Genomic DNA, 16,527 nt, shown 5'->3' with positions numbered 1-16,527 from the left:
GGTGCGGACAACACTCGATATGGATGACGACGTGGTCGCCGCGGCACGCGAACTTGCCGCCGGCGAGCGCCGGTCCGTGGGCGCGGTGATCTCTGAGCTGGCGCGCCGCGGCCTGGTCACCAGTTCCTGTCCGACGACGTGTCACTCGTCGACGAGGATGTTCCGGCGATCGTCAGTCACCGCCAAGTGACCGACGCGCATCTCCTTACGCTTGCGCGCCGAAGAGGAGTCCGTCTAGTGACGTTCGACGCGGCCATCCTGGCTCTCGCACTGGGACGCGATGTGGAGCTATTGACCACGCTTTGATCTACCGCTGCGAATAGCAACGGTTGAACTTAATTCGATTGTGTCACAATATAATCCGTTCACAGAAACGTGTTTGGTCACTCGGTCTTAGACCGGTCTGCGCCGGCTGTCGGAGCTCACCGCCGGGTCGTCGCCACCGAGCGCCAAAAGCAGCTGGTGCAGTCCCGCCAGGGAATGCGCCGGTAGGAAGTGGTCGCAATAAGGCAAGGCGGTGGCCATGGAACCTGCAAGCGGCTCGAAATTTCGTTGTCCCGCACGGGGATTGAGCCAGATCAGCATCTCGGCGCGGCGACGCAACCTGGCCATCGCGTGATCCAGTACCTCGGGCGGGTCGCTGTCCCAGCCATCGGAGGCGATGAGCACCACCGCGCCGCGCAACGCATTGCCGTGTGGTGGGCTTAGTAGGGCATCGATGCTGCGGCCAATCGACGTGCCGCCGTACCGGTCAGTCACCTTGGCGTTGGCCTTTTCCAGCGCCACCTCTGCCGAGCGGTGCGACAGCACCGCCGTGAGCCGCGTCAGTGATGTCGAGAAGGCGAAGACCTCGGGGCGCAGTCCCGCCTTGCGTAGTGCCGCCGCGCGCATCAAATGCAGGTAGATCGCGGCGTAGGGCTGCATCGAGCGGCTCACATCGCAAGCCAGGACCACCCGCCTCGGCCGGCGACGCGGGCGGGTGCGCGCCAGTCGCACCGATTCCCAGCCGGTCGAACGGGAGGCATTCATGGTGGCGCGCAGGTCGATCCGTTTGCCATGCGGGCTGGACTCGAACCGCAGGCTGCGACGCTTCGGCCAGTGCTTCATCGACGCCTCCAGCCAGGAGCCGAGCAGACGCAGGTCGTCGGCATCGAATTGGTCGAACGGTTCTTGGGCCAGGACAGCGATGCGGCTGGGCAAGAAATCGGGTAGCTGGATGCCGGTACCGGAGGTGCCGTCGGAGTCGGTGGCGGTTCGGGTGACCCAGGGCAGGCGCTCGGCCGTGCCGGACGACGAACTGGCTGCGCGCTGCAGGGTGCCGGCAGCGGGGGTCTTTGGACCGGGCAACGGTAGCGCTGTGGTCGGGTCGTGTTCCAGGCTGCCGAAAACCGCAGCGAATACCTCGTCGAAGGCGCCGAGGTCTTCCATCCGGTTGACCAACGTCAACCGAGCGGCCCAGTACAGCGCCGACTGGGTCTGCGGGACCAGGTGCCGCAGCGCGTGCACGAAACTCGCTGGGCCGCTGGCGGATACCAGTACACCCACACCGCGCAGCCGCGCTACCAGCGCGGCGGCGAACGCCGCTAGATCGACGCCCCGCAGCAGCGCTGGGGTGTTCACGGTGATCTAGCCCCGCCGGCGCAGTACCCAGATGAATAGCAACACGGCGAGCACCGCCGCCACAGCGGCGCCATACTTCTTGAGCTGGTCACCACCGGCGAGGTCTAGTAGGTCGATGGGCTCGGGCTCGGCCGGGGCGGCGGCGGGTTGCGGCTGCGGGCTTTCTGGGCCCTCCGGGCTGGTTTGGCTTGGGGCTTTGAGTTCGGCTTCTAGGGATTCGACGAATTGGCCCAACAACTTCTCCGACACTTGCTGCAGCATCCCGCTGCCGAATTGGGCCAGCTTGCCGACGATTTTCAGGTCGGTGTCGACGGTGACCTGGGTGCGCTCCCCCGCCTCGTGCAACTGCGCGGTGACCGTGGCGGCCGCGTTGCCGGTGCCGCGCTCCTCCTTGCCCTTGGCGTCGATTACCGCGCGGTGTTGGTCGCGGTCCTGCTCGACGAAGTGCACCTTGCCGCTGAATTCGCTGGTTACCGGCCCGACCTTGACCTTGACCTTGCCGAGGTAGTCGTCGCCCTCGTGGCCGGTCAGCTGCGCCCCCGGCATCAACGGGATCACCTGTTCCAGGTCGGACAGCACGTCCCAGGCCCGCTCGATGGGCGCGCTGACGGTGAACTGGTTGGCGATCTTCATCCTTGAAGTCCTCTCATGTGCGGCTGTACTCGATAAACGCTTCACGAATGAGACTACGGTCATCGGGTGTCTTGGCCAGCGTCCCCAGGCTGACGAGCGCCGCGGTGAGGGACTCGTCGACGAGGTCCGCGACCCCAAGCGACACCAGCGCGGCGACCCAGTCGATGGTCTCGGCCACTCCCGGCGGCTTGTCCAGGTCGAGATCGCGTGCGCTGCTGACGAATTGGGTGGCATGCTCGATCAGCGGCGCGGTGGCCCCGGGTACCGTCCGACGAACGATCGCGGCAGCCCGGGCCGGTTCCGGGTAGTCGATCCAATGGTAGAGGCAGCGCCGGCGCAGCGCGTCGTGCAGGTCTCGGCTGCGGTTGGAGGTGAGCACGGCGATCGGGGGGCGCTCGGCGACGAAGGTGCCCACTTCGGGGACGGTGACCGCGGATTCACCGAGGAACTCCAGCAGCAGCGCCTCGAATTCGTCGTCTGCCCGGTCGATTTCGTCGATCAACAGCACCGGCGGTGTCGAGCCGCGGTGGCGCACGCACCGCAGAATGGGTCTGTCCACCAGATACCGCTCGGTGTAGAGATCCGCCTCTTCGATCGTCGTGCCGCGTGCCTCGGCCAGTCGGATAGACAGCAACTGGCGTTGGTAGTTCCAGTCGTAGAGCGCCTCGTTTGCGGTCAATCCCTCATAGCACTGCAATCGCACTAGCGTGCTATCTAACACCGCCGCAAGGGTTTTCGCCGCAGTCGTCTTGCCGACGCCGGGCTCACCTTCCAGCAGCAGCGGCCTGCCCAGGGTCACGGCGAGGTAGATCGCGGACGCTGTGCCGGTGTCGAGCAGGTAATCCTCACGGTCGAATCGGCGAGCCACGTCATCGGGGTTTGTGAACATCACGACACCGATTCCAGTAAGCGCCGATAGTCATCCCAGGTGTCCACGTCCAGTGGCACCGGGCCGTCCACGGCGAGTTCACTTACCAGGCGCCGCCCGGACGCGATGAGTTTCCAGACCCCCTTGTCGCCGTGCAGTTGGGAAATGTCATCGAACACATTGCGGTTGAACCAGAATGGATGCCCGATCCCGTCGGCGTATCGGCACACCATGATGTCGTTGGGTGGGCCCTCGTTGATCATCCGCCGTAGGGTCGCGGAGCCTACCCCCGGCTGGTCGCCCAGCATCAACACGATCCCGGCGGACTGCCGGCCCACCCGTTCCAGCGCGGCACGCAGTGATGCCGAACAACCGGTGCCGAAGTCCTCGACGCTCACCACGTCGACGCCACCCAGCCGGACTTGGTTGCGGACCGCTTGCGCGGCGCCACCCAGGGTGACGATCAGCTGGTGGAATCCGGCGCTCCGGGCTACGTCGAGTGTCGCGCCAAGCAGGGTCGTATTCCCGTATGGCAGTAGCTGTTTGGGTATGCCCAAGCGACTGGAACCGCCGGCGGCCAGCACGACACCGGTGACGCGCCGCGCGGTCATGCGCCGCCGTTGCGCAGGGCAGCGATCAGCTCCGCGGCGATGGACACCGCGATCTCCGCCGGCGTCTTGGCTCCGATGGCCAGCCCGACCGGGGTGTGGACGCGGGCACGTTCGGCGTCGGTCAGTTCAAGCTCGTTCAGGATCGACGCGCCGCGAACCTTGCTGGCCACCAACCCGATATAGCCGATCCCGCTATCCAGCGCGGCGCGAATGATTTCGGCTTCCGGCCCGCCGTGGCTGGCGATCACGACCGCGGTGGTGTCGGACAGGTCGGCTTCGCGTCGGGCGTCGTACCCCAACACCTCGCACACCTGGATCAATGCGTCGGCGATCGGCGTGGCACCGTAGACCCGGACCAGCGGGGGTGGCAACTGCGGCGTCAAGAAGATCTCTAGCGAGCCGCCGGACAGACATGGATTGACCACCACGCAGGCGCCCGGGGCCTCCGGGAAGTGGACGTCGCCGTCGGGAAGTACTCGCAGCAACACACTTTCGCCGGCCTGCAATACACCCAGCGCCGCCTTGCGGACCGAGTTCTGCGCGCAGTGGCCGCCGACGAAGCCCTCGATGGTGCCGTCCGCCAGCAGAATTGCCTCGTCGCCAGGACGTGACGAGGTGGGCTGTTGCGCGCGTACCACGGTCGCGTGCACGAACGGCGTGCGCGCGGCCACTAGTTGCTGAGCCCGTTCGCTGATCGTCATCTACACCTGCTAGATCGGGGGCCTAGCTCTACCCTGCATTGCCTCCCACACCCGCGACGGCGTCAGCGGCATATCGGCGTGCCGAACCCCGTACGGCGCCAACGCATCCACCACCGCGTTCACCACCGCGGGCGGCGACCCGACCGTGGCCGATTCGCCAACGCCCTTGGCGCCGATCGGGTGATGCGGCGACGGCGTCACGGTGTATCCGGTTTCCAGGTGTGGCACCTCGAGCGCGGTCGGGATCAGATAGTCCATCAACGAGCCGCCAAGGCAGTTGCCCTCTTCGTCAAAGGCGATCATCTCCATCAGCGCCATGCCGATGCCGTCGACGATGCCACCATGCACCTGGCCCTCGATGATCATCGGGTTGATCCGGGTGCCGCAGTCGTCGACGGCCAGGAAGCGCCGCACCTTGACCACCCCGGTGCCCGGATCGACATCCACCACACAGAAATACGCACCGTACGGGTAAGTCAAATTCGACGGGTTGTAACAGATCTGGGCGTCCAGGCCGCCCTCGATGCCGTCGGGCAGATCACCGGCGCCGTGCGCGCGCATCGCAATATCCTGGATTGTCACCGACGCCGATGGGTCGCCCTTGACGTGGAACGCGCCCTTCTCCCACTCCAAGTCGGCGACAGAAACCTCCAGCATGCCCGACGCGATGATCTTGGCCTTGTCGCGGACCTTGCGCGCCACCAGGGCCGCGGCCGCACCCGAAACCGGAGTGGACCGGCTGCCGTAGGTGCCCAACCCGAACGGCGTCTGGTCGGTGTCGCCGTGTACGACGTCGATGTCGTCGGGCGGGATGCCCAGCTCCTCGGCGACGATCTGTGCGAACGTCGTCTCGTGGCCCTGGCCCTGGGTCTGAACCGATAGCCGCACAACGGCTTTCCCCGTCGGGTGCACCCGTAGCTCGCAGCCGTCGGCCATGCCGAGGCCGAGGATGTCCATGTCCTTGCGCGGCCCGGCGCCGACGGCCTCGGTGAAAAACGACATCCCGATGCCCATCAGCTCGCCGCGGGCCCGCCGCTCCTGTTGCTCGGCCCGTAACGCGTCGTAACCGATCATGCCCATGGCCTTGCGCATGGTGGCCTCGTAGTCGCCCGAGTCATACACCCATCCCGTCTTGCTCTGGTATGGGAATTGCTCGGGCTGCAACAGGTTTCGCAGCCTCAGCTCGGCCGGGTCCATCTTCAGCTCGAAGGCCAGGCAGTCTACCAGCCGCTCGACGAAGTACACCGCCTCGGTGATGCGGAACGAGCACGCGTAAGCCACGCCGCCGGGCGCCTTGTTGGTGTACACCGCGGTCATGTGGCAGTAGGCGGCCTCGATGTCGTAGCTGCCGGTGAACACCCCGAAGAATCCGGCCGGGTACTTTAATGGCGCCGCCTGACCGTTGAACGCGCCGTGATCGGCCAGCACATTGGACCGGATCGCCAAGATCTTGCCCTCTTTCGTCGCGGCGATCTCGCCGACCATGATGTAGTCGCGTGCGAAGCCCGTCGAGGTCAGGTTCTCGCTCCGATCCTCCATCCACTTGACCGGCTTGCCCAGCAACAGCGAGCCCACGATCGCACACACATAGCCGGGATAGATCGGCACCTTGTTGCCGAAGCCGCCGCCGATATCGGGTGAGATCACCTGGATCTTGTGCTCGGGCAGACCGGCAACCAAGGCGTACACCGTGCGATGGGCGTGCGGCGCCTGGGAGGTGGTCCACAGCGTCAGCTTGCCGGTGACCGGGTCCAAATCGGCTACGGCACCGCAGGTTTCCATCGGCGCCGGGTGCACCCGGGGGTAGACGATCTCCTGCTTGACCACGACGTCGGCCTTCGCGAAGGCCGCGTCCGTCGCCGCCGCGTCACCGGTCTCCCAGTCGAAGCAGTGGTTGTCGGTCTTGCCTTCAAGGTCGGTGCGGATCACCGGAGCGGACGGATGAAGGGCTTTACGCACATCGACGACCGGATCCAGCGGGTCGTATTCGACGTCGATCAACTCCAGCGCGTCGCGCGCCGAATACCGGTCCTCGGCAACGACGAACGCCACCTCTTGGCCCTGGAAGCGCACCTTGTCGGTGGCCAACACCGCCTGCACGTCGTTGGACAGCGTCGGCATCCAGGCCAGACCCTTCTCCGCCAGCGCCGCTCCGGTCACCACCGCCTTGACTTTCGGATGGGCAAGGGCCGCAGTCCCATCGATGCTGACGATGCGAGCGTGTGCGTACGGCGAGCGCAGGATCGCCAGGTGCAGCATGCCCGGCAGCGACACGTCGTCGACATACTTGCCGCGGCCGCGGATGAAGCGGGGATCCTCTTTGCGCAGCATCCGGCCATGGCCACACGGCTTTTGGTCGTTGTCGACGGTGTCTTCGGGTGACGGTGGACGAGACTCGATGGTCGTCATGAGCTGACCGCCTCTGTCTTGGGGTGCTGCGCGGCCCATTGGATAGACCGCACGATGGTTGTGTATCCGGTGCACCGGCAGATCTGGCCGGAGATGGCCTCCCGGATGGTCGCCTCATCGGGGTCGGGGTTGCGGTCCAGCAGGGCGCGGGCGGTGATCATCATTCCCGGTGTGCAGAAACCGCATTGCAGCCCGTGGCATCGCATGAAACCTTCCTGCACCGGGTCGAGGGAGCCGTCCGGCCCCGCTAGCCCCTCCACGGTCCGGATGCTGTGGCCGGATGCCATGACGGCCAGCATGGTGCACGATTTCACCGGAACCTCGTCCACGTCGACCACACACGTTCCGCAGTTGCTGGTGTCGCAGCCCCAGTGAGTTCCGGTGAGCCGCAGCTGATCCCGCAGGAAATGCACCAGCAGCATCCGGGGCTCGACGTCGGCGCTGACCGGTTCTCCATTGACGGTCATGTTTACGTGCATAAGCTTTGCTCCTTTAATTCCCTTCGGGCGCAGGGATACTGCGTACTCGCTCGGCGGCGGAGCGCAGCGTGCGGATGGTTAATTCGCAGGCAAGGTGCTGTTTGTATTCGGCGGTGCCGCGAACGTCAGTCACCGGGTCGCAGGCTTGCGCAGCCAGGCGGCCCCCCTCGGCGAAGGTGTCCTCGGTGGCAGGCCGGCCCACCAACCCCGCCGAGATCTCCGCCAGCGCAGTGGGGTCCGGATTCACCGCGGTCAGGCCCACCCGAGCCGCGGCAATAGCACCGTCGTCGAGCGTGATCGCCGCGCCGGCCGCGGTGACCGCCCAATCGCCGACCCGCCGCTCCACCTTGGCGTAGGCACTGGACGTGTTGTGCCGCACCGGTATTCGCACTTCGATCAGGATCTCGTTGGGAGCCACCGCCGTCTCGTACGGGCCCACTAGGAAGTCGTCGATCGCGATCTCGCGTTCACCCGACGGCCCGCGCACCAGGCACACCGCGCCCAACACGTTGCACACCGTCGACAGATCCTCGGCCGGATCGGCCTGGCACAGCGAACCGCCGAGGGTGCCGCGGTTGCGCACCACGGGGTCGGCGATCACCCGTTCGGCATCGCGGAAAATTGGACATACCGCGGCCAGCCGGTCCGACTCCAGGATCTCGCGATGGCGGGTCATGGCGCCGATGCGAACCAGCGTCGGATCGGTGATCACGTACCCCAGCTCAGGCGCCAGGTCGTTGATATCGACGAGGTACTCGGGGTTTGCGATGCGCAGCTTCATCATCGGCAGCAGGCTATGTCCGCCGGCGACGATGCGCGCCGTATCCCCCAACCGATCCAGCAGTCCGATGGCGTGATCGACGCTGGTTGCGCGTTCGTACTCGAAGGGGCCAGGTACTTGCATGCGGCTCAGTGTCTGCCGCTATCGAATAGGCGTCAATATCGAGTTAAGTAATCCTTGAACTAGCCCTCTACCTGCGCGTCATGGTGGATTCGGCCGACGATCTCGGCCAGCGGCCGGCCCCCGCCGCCCCACCGCCGAGCGATGATGTCGGCGGCGATCGAGACCGCGGTCTCTTCGGGGGTGCGCGCGCCGAGGTCGAGTCCGATCGGGCTGGACAACCGGCTCAGCTCGGCGTCGGTCAGCCCCGCCGCCCGCAGTCGGTCCATCCGGTCGTCGTGGGTTTGCCGAGAGCCCATCGCTCCCACATATCCGACCTTCGGCAGGCGCAGCGCCACCTCGAGCACCGGCACATCGAACTTCGGATCATGGGTGAGCACGCAGACCACCGTCCGTTCGTCGATGGCGCCCGCCGCCGCTTCAGCGGCCAGATACCGATGGGGCCAATCGACGACAACATCGTCGGCCGTCGGGAAGCGCGCCGACGTAGCAAACACCGAACGGGCGTCGCAGACGGTAACCCGGTAGCCAAGGAACGACCCCTGCCGCGCCAGGGCAGCGGCGAAGTCGATGGCACCGAACACCAGCATCCGAGGACGCGGCGCGTAGCTGGAGACGAAAACCTCCATACCTTCGCCGCGACGCTGCCCGTCGGGACCGTACTTGAGAATCTCGTTGCGGCCCAAGGCAAGCAGACCTCGCACGTCGTCAGTGACCGCCGCGTCAGCGCGCACCGAACCCAGCGACCCCGCCGCCGATGCCGGACGGACCACCAGCCGGCGGCCGATCCATTGATCATCCGGGTGGGCGATGACGGTCGCGATGGCGACCGGTCGGTGGGCGCCGATGTCGTCGGCCACCGCGCCAAGTTCGGGGAATGCGGCACGCGATACCGACTCGACGAAGATGTCGATGATGCCGCCACAGGTCAGACCGACGGCAAAGGCGTCGTCGTCACTCACGCCGTACCGTTCCAGCCGCGCCCGCCCAGTGCGTGCGACGCGCGTGGCGAGCTCGTAGACTGCACCCTCCACGCAACCGCCGGACACCGACCCGCTCACCGAACCGTCTGGCGCCACCACCATCGATGCACCCGGCGCCCGCGGCGCCGACCGCATCGTTCGGACCACCGTGGCCAGCCCCGCGGTGTCACCCGCGCGCCAAACCGACATCAGCTCGGCAAGCACGTCACGCACGCATCCAAAAGTAGGCCCCCCGGAAGTAGGCCCCCAAACTAGGCTGGCCTCATGACCCCGGCTCAACTTCGGGCCTATTCTGCAGTGGTGCGTTTGGGCTCGGTGCGAGCCGCCGCCACGGAACTAGGCCTTTCCGACGCCGGAGTCTCGATGCATGTTGCGGCGCTGCGCAAGGAGCTCGACGATCAGTTGTTCACCAGGACCGGCGCCGGGCTGGCCTTCACGCCCGGCGGGCTGCGGCTGGCCAGCCGCGCGGTCGAAATCCTGGGTCTGCAACAGCAGACGGCGATCGAGGTCACCGAGGCCGCCCATGGCCGCCGGCTGTTGCGCATCGCCGCGTCCAGCACCTTCGCCGAGCACGCGGCGCCCGGCCTGATCGAGTTGTTCTCGTCGCGCGCCGACGACCTGTCCGTTGAGTTGAGCGTGCATCCAACGAGCCAGTTCCGCGACCTGATCTGCTCGCGCGCTGTCGACATCGCCATTGGCCCGGCCAGCGAGAGTTCGCGCGGTTCCGACGGTGCGATCTTTGTCCGGCCCTTCCTGAAGTATCAGATCATCGCCGTCGTCGCTCCGAAAAGCCCGTTAGCCGTGGGCATTCCGACAACCGGGCTGTTGCGACAGCAACAGTGGATGCTTGGCCCGTCAGCCGGAAGCGTGGACGGCGAGATCGCAACCATGTTGCGCGACTTGGCAATTCCGGAATCGCGGCAAAGGATCTTTCAAAGTGACGCCGCTGCGCTGGAGGAAGTTATGCGGGTCGGCGGTGCCACGCTGACTATCGGCTTCGCGGTCGCCAAGGATCTTGCCGCCGGACGGCTGACCCACCTGACCGGTCCGGGACTAGACAAGGCCGGCGAGTGGTGTGCGGCCACCTTGGCGCCATCGGCGCGCCAACCCGCCGTGTCCGAACTCGTTCGCTTCATCACCACCCCGAGGTGCATCCAGGCGATGATCCGGGGCAGCGGCGTCGGCGTGACAAGGTTTCGCCCGAAGGTTCACGTCACTCTCTGGAGCTAGCCACTTCCACGCCGGCCCAACCGTTGTGCATTGTGCACTGTTCATTGACGTCGTTTGTTGCGTTCCACCGTTGAACCAGGCGTTCGCCGGTCGGGATCCTGAGTGCTTCGGGCTTGCTAGGAGGTGCGGAATGTCATTTGTGATTGTGACGCCAGAGGTTTTGAATGCTGCGGCGGCCGATGCGGCCACTATTGGGTCGGCAATCAGGGCATCCAACGCTGCCGCGGCCCGCACGACCACTGCCTTGGCGGCAGCCGGCGCCGATGAAGTGTCCGCGGCCATCGCGGCCCTATTTTCCGATCACGCCCAGCAGTATCAGGTGGTCAACGCCCAGGTCGAGCAGCTTCACCAGCGGTTTGTCGCAGCGTTGACCAATGCCACCATCTCGTATGCGACCGCTGAGGCCGCCAACGCGTCGCCGTTGCAAACGCTGCAGCAGAACATCCTCGCGGTGATCAATGCGCCCACCCAAACGTTGTTGGGGCGCCCACTGATCGGCAATGGCGTCGACGGGACGGCCGCGAACCCCAACGGGCAAGACGGGGGGTTGTTGTACGGCAACGGCGGCAATGGCTACAGCTACACCAGCGGCGGCGGCAGCAAAGCCGGCGGCAACGGCGGTTCGGCCGGGTTGATCGGCTCGGGTGGCGCCGGCGGGACCGGGTGGTCGGGCGGGGCCGGCGGAAACGGCGGCGCCGGCGGGTGGTTGACCGGCAACGGCGGGGCGGGCGGGCACGGCGGCGCCGCCACCGTATTCGGCGGTGACGGCGGCAACGGCGGTGTCGGCGGCAACGCCGGACTGTTCGGCACCGGCGGGGCCGGCGGGCACGGCGGGGCCGGCGCGACCGGCGCGGCCGGTGTCAACCCGACCCAGACCTGGAATGGCATCGACCGAGCGGCCGGCGGTTCCGTAGGCAGCGGCAGCGCCGGCGGCGGCCCCGGCGGCGACGGCGGCACCGGGCAAGCCGGCGGCAACGGCGGCACCGGCACCGCCTTCCACGGCGGCACGGGCGGCGGCGCGGGCGGCGACGGCGGCACCGGGGCGCCCGGCGGCAACGGCGGCGCCGGCGGCAACGGTTCGGCGTCCGGCTTCCGTGGGGGTGGCGGCGGCGGTGGCGCTGGCGGCGCCGGCGGCGGCGGTGAGGGTGGTGCCGGCGCCGCAGGCGGCGGCATCGACGGCGGCGCCGGTGGCGCCGATTCGCAGGGCGGGACTGGGGGCGGCATCGGCGGCGGCGCTGGCGGTGGTGGCGGCGGCGGCGGAGGCGGCGGAGGCGGCGGCGGCCGCGGCGGCGACGGAGGCGCCGGCGCCCCCGGAGGCAACGGGGGTAACGGCGGCAACGGGGGTCAAGGCGTCTCGACCAGCAGCTTTCCCGGCGGCGGTGGTGGTGGCGGCGGTGCCGGCGGCGACGGCGGCGTTGGCGCGCGTGGCGGCAACGGGGGCAATGGCGGCTCCGGCTTCGCCACCGGCGGTCTGGTCCGCAGCGGCGACGGCGGCGCCGGCGGCGCCGGCGGCGACGGCGCGTCTGGCGGCCACGGCGGTCACGGCGGCAACGGGGGTGCCGGTGGTCGTGGTGGGCTGCTGGTTGGCGACGGCGGCCACGGCGGCAACGGCGGCATTGGCGCCACCGGCGGCGTCGGCGCGCCCGGCGGCGACGGCGGCACCGGCGGCAACGGCGGCCCCGGCAGCGTCAACGTGACCCAGGGCAATGGCGGGGTCGGCGGCGACGGCGGCGACGGCGGTGACGGCGGTGACGGCGGTGACGGTGGACATGGCGGCGGGGGCGGCGCTGGCGGATTGATCGGCCGCGCCGGCAACACCGGCGCTGGCGGCCTCGGGGGTGCGGGCGGGGTCGGGTCCACCGACGTCGGCACGGGTGGCGCCGGTGGCACCGGTGCCAACCCCGGCGGCAAGGGCCTCGACGGTAACCTCGGCGCACCGGGCGAGGACGGCGCGAACGGCTGACCCGACGACCTACCTCGGTGTGGCGGCCCTAGACCATCGACGCCCGATCCGTTTCCGTCGCGGAAGCTATACGCTTTACCCCCATGAGCGTGTACAAGGTGATCGACATCATCGGCACCAGCCCCACTTCGTGGGAGCAGGCCGCGGCCGAAGCGGTGCAGCGGGCGCGGGACAGCGTCGACGACATCCGCGTTGCTCGGGTCATCGAGCAGGACATGGCGGTGGACGGTGACGGCAAGATCACCTATCGCATCAAGCTGGAGGTCTCGTTCAAGATGCGGCCCGCGCAACCGCGCTGACGGAACCTCACCATGCGTGGCCGAGGTCCCCATGCTGCCGAATCCAGGCATGCATCGCGATCCCGGCCGCAACACCGGCGTTGATGCTGCGCGTCGAGCCGAACTGGGCGATCGACACCGTGATCGCCGCGCCCGCCCGGATGTCATCGCTGATGCCCGGACCTTCCTGACCGAACACCAACAGGCATTCCCGCGGTAGCGCGGTCTCCTCCAGTCGCGCTGCGCCGGGAACGTTGTCCACCGCAACTACCGTCAAACCGGCACCCGCCGCGAAGTCCAGCAGTTCGGCGGTGCTGTCGTGGTGGCACAACCGCTGGTAACGATCGGTCACCATGGCACCACGCCGGTTCCAGCGCCGACGACCCACGATGTGCACGGTGTCGACGGCGAACGCATTGGCGGTGCGCACCACCGCGCCGATGTTGGCGTCATGGCCGAAGTTTTCGATCGCAATGTGCAGCGGGTGCCTGCGCCTGTCGATATCGGCGATGATCGCCTCGCGGGTCCAGTACCGGTACGCGTCGACGACATTGCGAGTGTCCCCGTCACGCAACAAGATTGGGTCGTACCGTGGGTCGTCGGGAGGGTCACCTGGCCAGGGCCCGACGCCGCCGGCCCCCAGACCGGCCGATGCGCCCCATTCGGTAGGCCCGGGTTCGCTCATCGAGTGGTCCACACCGCGGCGTGCGTCCCCACGATCGCCACAGTCGCGTACAGCAGCGCCTGGCTGATTTCGCCCTGTGTGCATAATGACGCGTTGACCCGCACCGCGTCCCGCGACGCATCGGGCAGGATGAGCACCGACGACCCGTACGCCGAGCAGGCCGGACTCAGCCCGCGTCCCGGCAGGGTCGGCGTCGCGAGCAGCATCATGGGACCGCCGCGTGCCGCGGAGTCGTCGCGATATCGGGCCGCCACGGCGTTGGCCTCCAGCCCCAGCAGCATGTAGCCATCGCCGGTGAACGCCGCCGGGTCGCCCAGCTGGGCCTTGGTCACCGGCATACCGTCGGCGCGCCACGCCTCCGCACTGATCGTCTTGACCACCAGGCCGGTGTCGTTTTCCTTTGTCGGCAACAGCCCCACCGGAAACGCCGCTGGATATGCCGCCGCGGTATCGGCGATCCGTTCACGCGGTGAGTAGATGTACACACCGCGGACCGCACTTCGGTCCTTCAGCGGACCCAGACAGACCGTGCCGGTAAGCCGGTCGGGTGGCGCCGACAGCGCCGAGGTGACGTTGGCCACGCGATTCATCGCGTCGCCGCAGCTGCCCAGCCCGCCGACCTCTAGCGGGTGGGCCAGAGCGCCGTACAAGCCATACCGAATGTCCTCAGCCTTGGCGTGCGGCGCCTTGGGGTCGCTTGGCGACGCGTCCACGTCGATGAGCACGTAGTCACCGTCCCAGCGCAGATTCGACACCGACATGTTCCAGCCCAGCACCGCCAGCGACTCACCGAACCGGGCAGTCTGAGCGCCGTAGATGTGACCGGAATGGTTCGAACTCGCGCACCCCGCCAAGCAAGCCGCAGCCAGCGCCAACGCAATGAGTGTGCGCACCGCAGGCGGCCTAGCCCAGCCCCAGATCGGCAACGCCCAGCACGCTGCGGTAAGGGACACCCTCGGCTTCGATAGCCTCGGCGGCACCCGTGGCGCGGTCCACCACAGTAGCCACGCCGACCACCTCGCCACCCTCCTCTTGGACGGCGCGCACCGCCGTCAGCGCCGAGTTGCCCGTCGTACTGGTGTCCTCGACAACCAGCACCCGCTGACCGGAAACGTCGGATCCTTCGATAAGTCGTTGCATGCCATAGGATTTCACCGACTTGCGAACCACAAATGCGTCGATCGGGCGGCCCGGCGCGTGCATGATGGCGGTCGCTACCGGATCGGCACCCAGTGTCAGACCGCCTACGACGGCGTAGTCCCAGTCTTGGGTGAGTTCGCGCATCAGCCGCCCGATCAGCGCGGACGCCCGGTGATGCAAGGTGGCGCGGCGTAGGTCGACGTAGTAGTCGACCTCCGCGCCCGACGACAGCGTGAAACGGCCGTGCACCACCGAGAGCCGGCGCACCAGCTCGGCGAGCTCCTCCCGTTCAGGGTTAGGTACGGCCACGGCCACTACCAAACCTTTTGACGGCTGCCCGCATCAGTCCTCGCGGAATCATCCGCCCGCTGGCTACCAACGCCTTGTACCGCGTGCTGGGGATGCTGATCACCTTTCCGGCGGCGATATCGGCCAGGCTCTGCCTGACCACGTCGTCGACCTCGAGCCACATAAACGACGGCAGCTTGGCGATGTCGATGCCGGCTCTGCTGTGGAATTCGGTGTGGACATAGCCCGGGCACACCGCGTGCACCCCGACGCCGGTGCCCTGTAACCCGTTGGCCAACCCCTCGCTGAACGCGACCACCCACGCCTTCGACGCCGAGTACGTCGACCCTCTTCCGGGCAGCAGACCGGCGACGCTGCCGATGTTGATGACGGTGCCAGCGCCGGCGGCGAGCATAGCCGGAACTGCGGCCCGGGTGAGGTGCATCACCGCGGTCACGTTGACGTCCAACTGCGCTTGCAGCAGAGCCGGATCTGCCGTCCAGAATTCCCCGGAGGTGCCGACGCCGGCGTTGTTCACCAGTACCCGAACGCCTTCGGTGAGCCGGGCGCTGACCTTCTCGCGGTCGACGGGATGGGCCAGATCAGCGGGCAGAATCTCGACGTTGCCGGCTTGACTGTTGAGGGTGGCCAGCTCGTCGGCGAGCTGCTCGAGCCGGTGGACGTCCCGGGCGACTAGGACCAAGTCATAGCCGTCGCGCGCGTACCGGCGCGCATAGCCGGCGCCAATCCCGGACGTGGGCCCAGTGATCAGCGCGACGGGGCGAGGCATGTGCGACAGCGTAGCGAAGCGCCGGTCCGTTAGCGCTGGTAGTGGGTGGCCTGACTGCCGTTGCGACCGTGCGGCGGCCGGCGACCCGCTTCGGAGCGGCCCTCGTCGCGACGCACCGGCTCAGCCTCACGCCGAACGGGCTCAGCCGGCCGGGCCTGTCCAGGGCGGCCCGCATCACCCACCAGACCGGCGACATCCTGCTCGGCGCGTCGCGGAGGCAACTCCGCCCGGCCCGCCGGCGCCAACGGACGGCCCGGTGCCGCGCTGTGTGGCTTCGGCTCGCCCGATTCCTGTGGGGCCTCGGCAGGCAGCGGCGGCAAAACCCGCAGCAGGTCGTTGAACTGGCGCACGGTGCGCAGACCCTCGTCCCACTGGGCGCGAGTGCTCGCGATTGGCATGCTGACCAGCGTCCAGTTCTGTTCGTTCCACATGATCTCGGCGCAGTCGGGCGCGGTATGCGCGAACGTGACCATGCGCCGGTCGCAGGCCCGCCGGGCCGCATCGAGATTGGTGGAGTACACCATCCGCGGCCCGATTGCACCCAGCAACCAAATGTCGCTCTCCCGAGGCTCTTTGAGCCCCTTGAGCCGCAGATCGACCACGACGTTGGTGCCCACCTTGCGATGCAGCGCGATCACGGTGGCGACTTCCTCGAGGTCGAAGATGTAGACCGCCTCCCCGCGGATTTGACCCAGCACCACGTTGTGGGCCGCAACATCGCCCACCGTCGACATCACGCCGCGCTTCCAGCGTTTCAGTATCTCGGTTGATTCACGTTCGTAGTCGAATCCGTGCGACCGCGCCCACGACTTACGGCGCCTGCTGCGGCCCCGCCGACGATCGATGTCGACGTACAGCAACACCACCGCACCGACGAAGCACAGTGCGGAGAGTGTGAACCAAAGCGGGACCATTGGCGAATAGCCTATCTGCTGTTGGGGCCGAACA

At 67.7% G+C, this 16,527-nt stretch carries 17 protein-coding genes and 2 pseudogenes; 5 read left to right on the top strand and 14 right to left on the bottom strand.

The window, feature by feature from the left end; genetic code table 11:
- Position 1: 1 nt before the first annotated feature.
- Both AADZ78_RS02995 and AADZ78_RS02990 read left to right on the top strand, forming a co-directional pair.
- A pseudogene (locus AADZ78_RS02995) lies at positions 2-118 on the top strand (antitoxin); the annotation flags it as partial.
- A pseudogene (locus AADZ78_RS02990) lies at positions 115-306 on the top strand (VapC toxin family PIN domain ribonuclease); the annotation flags it as partial. The pseudogenes AADZ78_RS02995 and AADZ78_RS02990, both read left to right, overlap by 4 nt.
- Positions 307-393: 87 nt before the next feature.
- On the opposite strand, the gene AADZ78_RS02985 reads toward AADZ78_RS02990, so the two are convergent.
- The 9 genes from AADZ78_RS02985 to AADZ78_RS02945 are packed head-to-tail and all read right to left on the bottom strand — an operon-like array spanning position 394 to position 9,418.
- Positions 394-1,620, bottom strand: a complete 1,227-nt coding sequence (locus AADZ78_RS02985; protein ID WP_085251395.1) for a vWA domain-containing protein — start codon at positions 1,618-1,620, stop codon at positions 394-396.
- 6 nt (positions 1,621-1,626) lie between these two features.
- The gene (locus AADZ78_RS02980; RefSeq protein ID WP_085251396.1) at positions 1,627-2,253 is read right to left on the bottom strand and encodes an SRPBCC family protein; all 627 of its coding nucleotides are present in this window, start codon (positions 2,251-2,253) and stop codon (positions 1,627-1,629) included.
- 13 nt (positions 2,254-2,266) lie between these two features.
- A complete protein-coding gene (locus AADZ78_RS02975; protein WP_139828816.1) occupies positions 2,267-3,145 on the bottom strand; it encodes an AAA family ATPase in 879 nt (292 codons plus the stop codon).
- Positions 3,142-3,732: a nucleotidyltransferase family protein gene (locus AADZ78_RS02970; protein WP_085251398.1), complete on the bottom strand. Its 591-nt coding sequence runs from the start codon at positions 3,730-3,732 to the stop codon at positions 3,142-3,144. Before AADZ78_RS02970 ends, AADZ78_RS02975 begins: the two co-directional genes overlap by 4 nt.
- Positions 3,729-4,433 (bottom strand): XdhC family protein, encoded by a 705-nt coding sequence (locus AADZ78_RS02965; protein WP_085251399.1) that lies wholly within the window; start codon positions 4,431-4,433, stop codon positions 3,729-3,731. Before AADZ78_RS02965 ends, AADZ78_RS02970 begins: the two co-directional genes overlap by 4 nt.
- A 9-nt stretch (positions 4,434-4,442) precedes the next feature.
- Positions 4,443-6,842, bottom strand: coding sequence for an aerobic carbon-monoxide dehydrogenase large subunit (locus tag AADZ78_RS02960; protein ID WP_085251400.1), 2,400 nt, complete (start codon positions 6,840-6,842; stop codon positions 4,443-4,445).
- Positions 6,839-7,321 (bottom strand): (2Fe-2S)-binding protein, encoded by a 483-nt coding sequence (locus AADZ78_RS02955; protein ID WP_085251401.1) that lies wholly within the window; start codon positions 7,319-7,321, stop codon positions 6,839-6,841. The genes AADZ78_RS02960 and AADZ78_RS02955 overlap by 4 nt, the downstream gene beginning before the upstream one ends.
- A gap of 13 nt (positions 7,322-7,334) precedes the next feature.
- Complete coding sequence (locus AADZ78_RS02950; protein WP_085251402.1) at positions 7,335-8,225, bottom strand: FAD binding domain-containing protein; 891 nt, start codon at positions 8,223-8,225, stop codon at positions 7,335-7,337.
- 59 nt (positions 8,226-8,284) lie between these two features.
- Positions 8,285-9,418, bottom strand: a complete 1,134-nt coding sequence (locus tag AADZ78_RS02945) for an XdhC family protein (protein ID WP_169726346.1) — start codon at positions 9,416-9,418, stop codon at positions 8,285-8,287.
- A gap of 51 nt (positions 9,419-9,469) precedes the next feature.
- Between AADZ78_RS02945 and AADZ78_RS02940 the strand changes: the two genes are divergently transcribed.
- From AADZ78_RS02940 to secE2, 3 genes are all read left to right on the top strand, one after another.
- Positions 9,470-10,435 (top strand): LysR family transcriptional regulator, encoded by a 966-nt coding sequence (locus tag AADZ78_RS02940; RefSeq protein ID WP_085251403.1) that lies wholly within the window; start codon positions 9,470-9,472, stop codon positions 10,433-10,435.
- A 130-nt stretch (positions 10,436-10,565) separates the two neighbouring features.
- Complete coding sequence (locus AADZ78_RS02935) at positions 10,566-12,398, top strand: PE family protein (protein ID WP_204903483.1); 1,833 nt, start codon at positions 10,566-10,568, stop codon at positions 12,396-12,398.
- Positions 12,399-12,481: 83 nt separating this feature from the next.
- Positions 12,482-12,697: a calcium dodecin gene (gene secE2, locus AADZ78_RS02930; RefSeq protein WP_085252130.1), complete on the top strand. Its 216-nt coding sequence runs from the start codon at positions 12,482-12,484 to the stop codon at positions 12,695-12,697.
- Between the two features lie 7 nt (positions 12,698-12,704).
- On the opposite strand, the gene AADZ78_RS02925 is transcribed toward secE2, so the two are convergent.
- The 5 genes from AADZ78_RS02925 to ttfA are packed head-to-tail and all read right to left on the bottom strand — an operon-like array spanning position 12,705 to position 16,493.
- On the bottom strand, positions 12,705-13,361 hold the full coding sequence (locus AADZ78_RS02925; protein ID WP_085252131.1) for a TrmH family RNA methyltransferase: 657 nt from the start codon (positions 13,359-13,361) through the stop codon (positions 12,705-12,707).
- Positions 13,358-14,254, bottom strand: coding sequence for a hypothetical protein (locus AADZ78_RS02920; RefSeq protein WP_085252132.1), 897 nt, complete (start codon positions 14,252-14,254; stop codon positions 13,358-13,360). Before AADZ78_RS02920 ends, AADZ78_RS02925 begins: the two co-directional genes overlap by 4 nt.
- 10 nt (positions 14,255-14,264) lie before the next feature.
- Positions 14,265-14,810: an orotate phosphoribosyltransferase gene (pyrE, locus tag AADZ78_RS02915; RefSeq protein ID WP_085252163.1), complete on the bottom strand. Its 546-nt coding sequence runs from the start codon at positions 14,808-14,810 to the stop codon at positions 14,265-14,267.
- Positions 14,797-15,579, bottom strand: coding sequence for an SDR family NAD(P)-dependent oxidoreductase (locus AADZ78_RS02910; RefSeq protein ID WP_085252133.1), 783 nt, complete (start codon positions 15,577-15,579; stop codon positions 14,797-14,799). Before AADZ78_RS02910 ends, pyrE begins: the two co-directional genes overlap by 14 nt.
- Before the next feature lie 29 nt (positions 15,580-15,608).
- Entirely contained in the window at positions 15,609-16,493 is an 885-nt protein-coding gene (gene ttfA / locus AADZ78_RS02905; protein ID WP_085252134.1) for a trehalose monomycolate transport factor TtfA, read from the bottom strand.
- Positions 16,494-16,527 lie beyond the last annotated feature (34 nt).

Origin of the sequence: Mycobacterium riyadhense (genome assembly GCF_963853645.1) — a bacterium.
Classification (GTDB): Bacteria; Actinomycetota; Actinomycetes; order Mycobacteriales; family Mycobacteriaceae; genus Mycobacterium; species Mycobacterium riyadhense.
The sequence above is the reverse complement of the archived record's forward strand: the minus strand, read 5'-3'. Positions and strand labels throughout refer to the sequence as shown.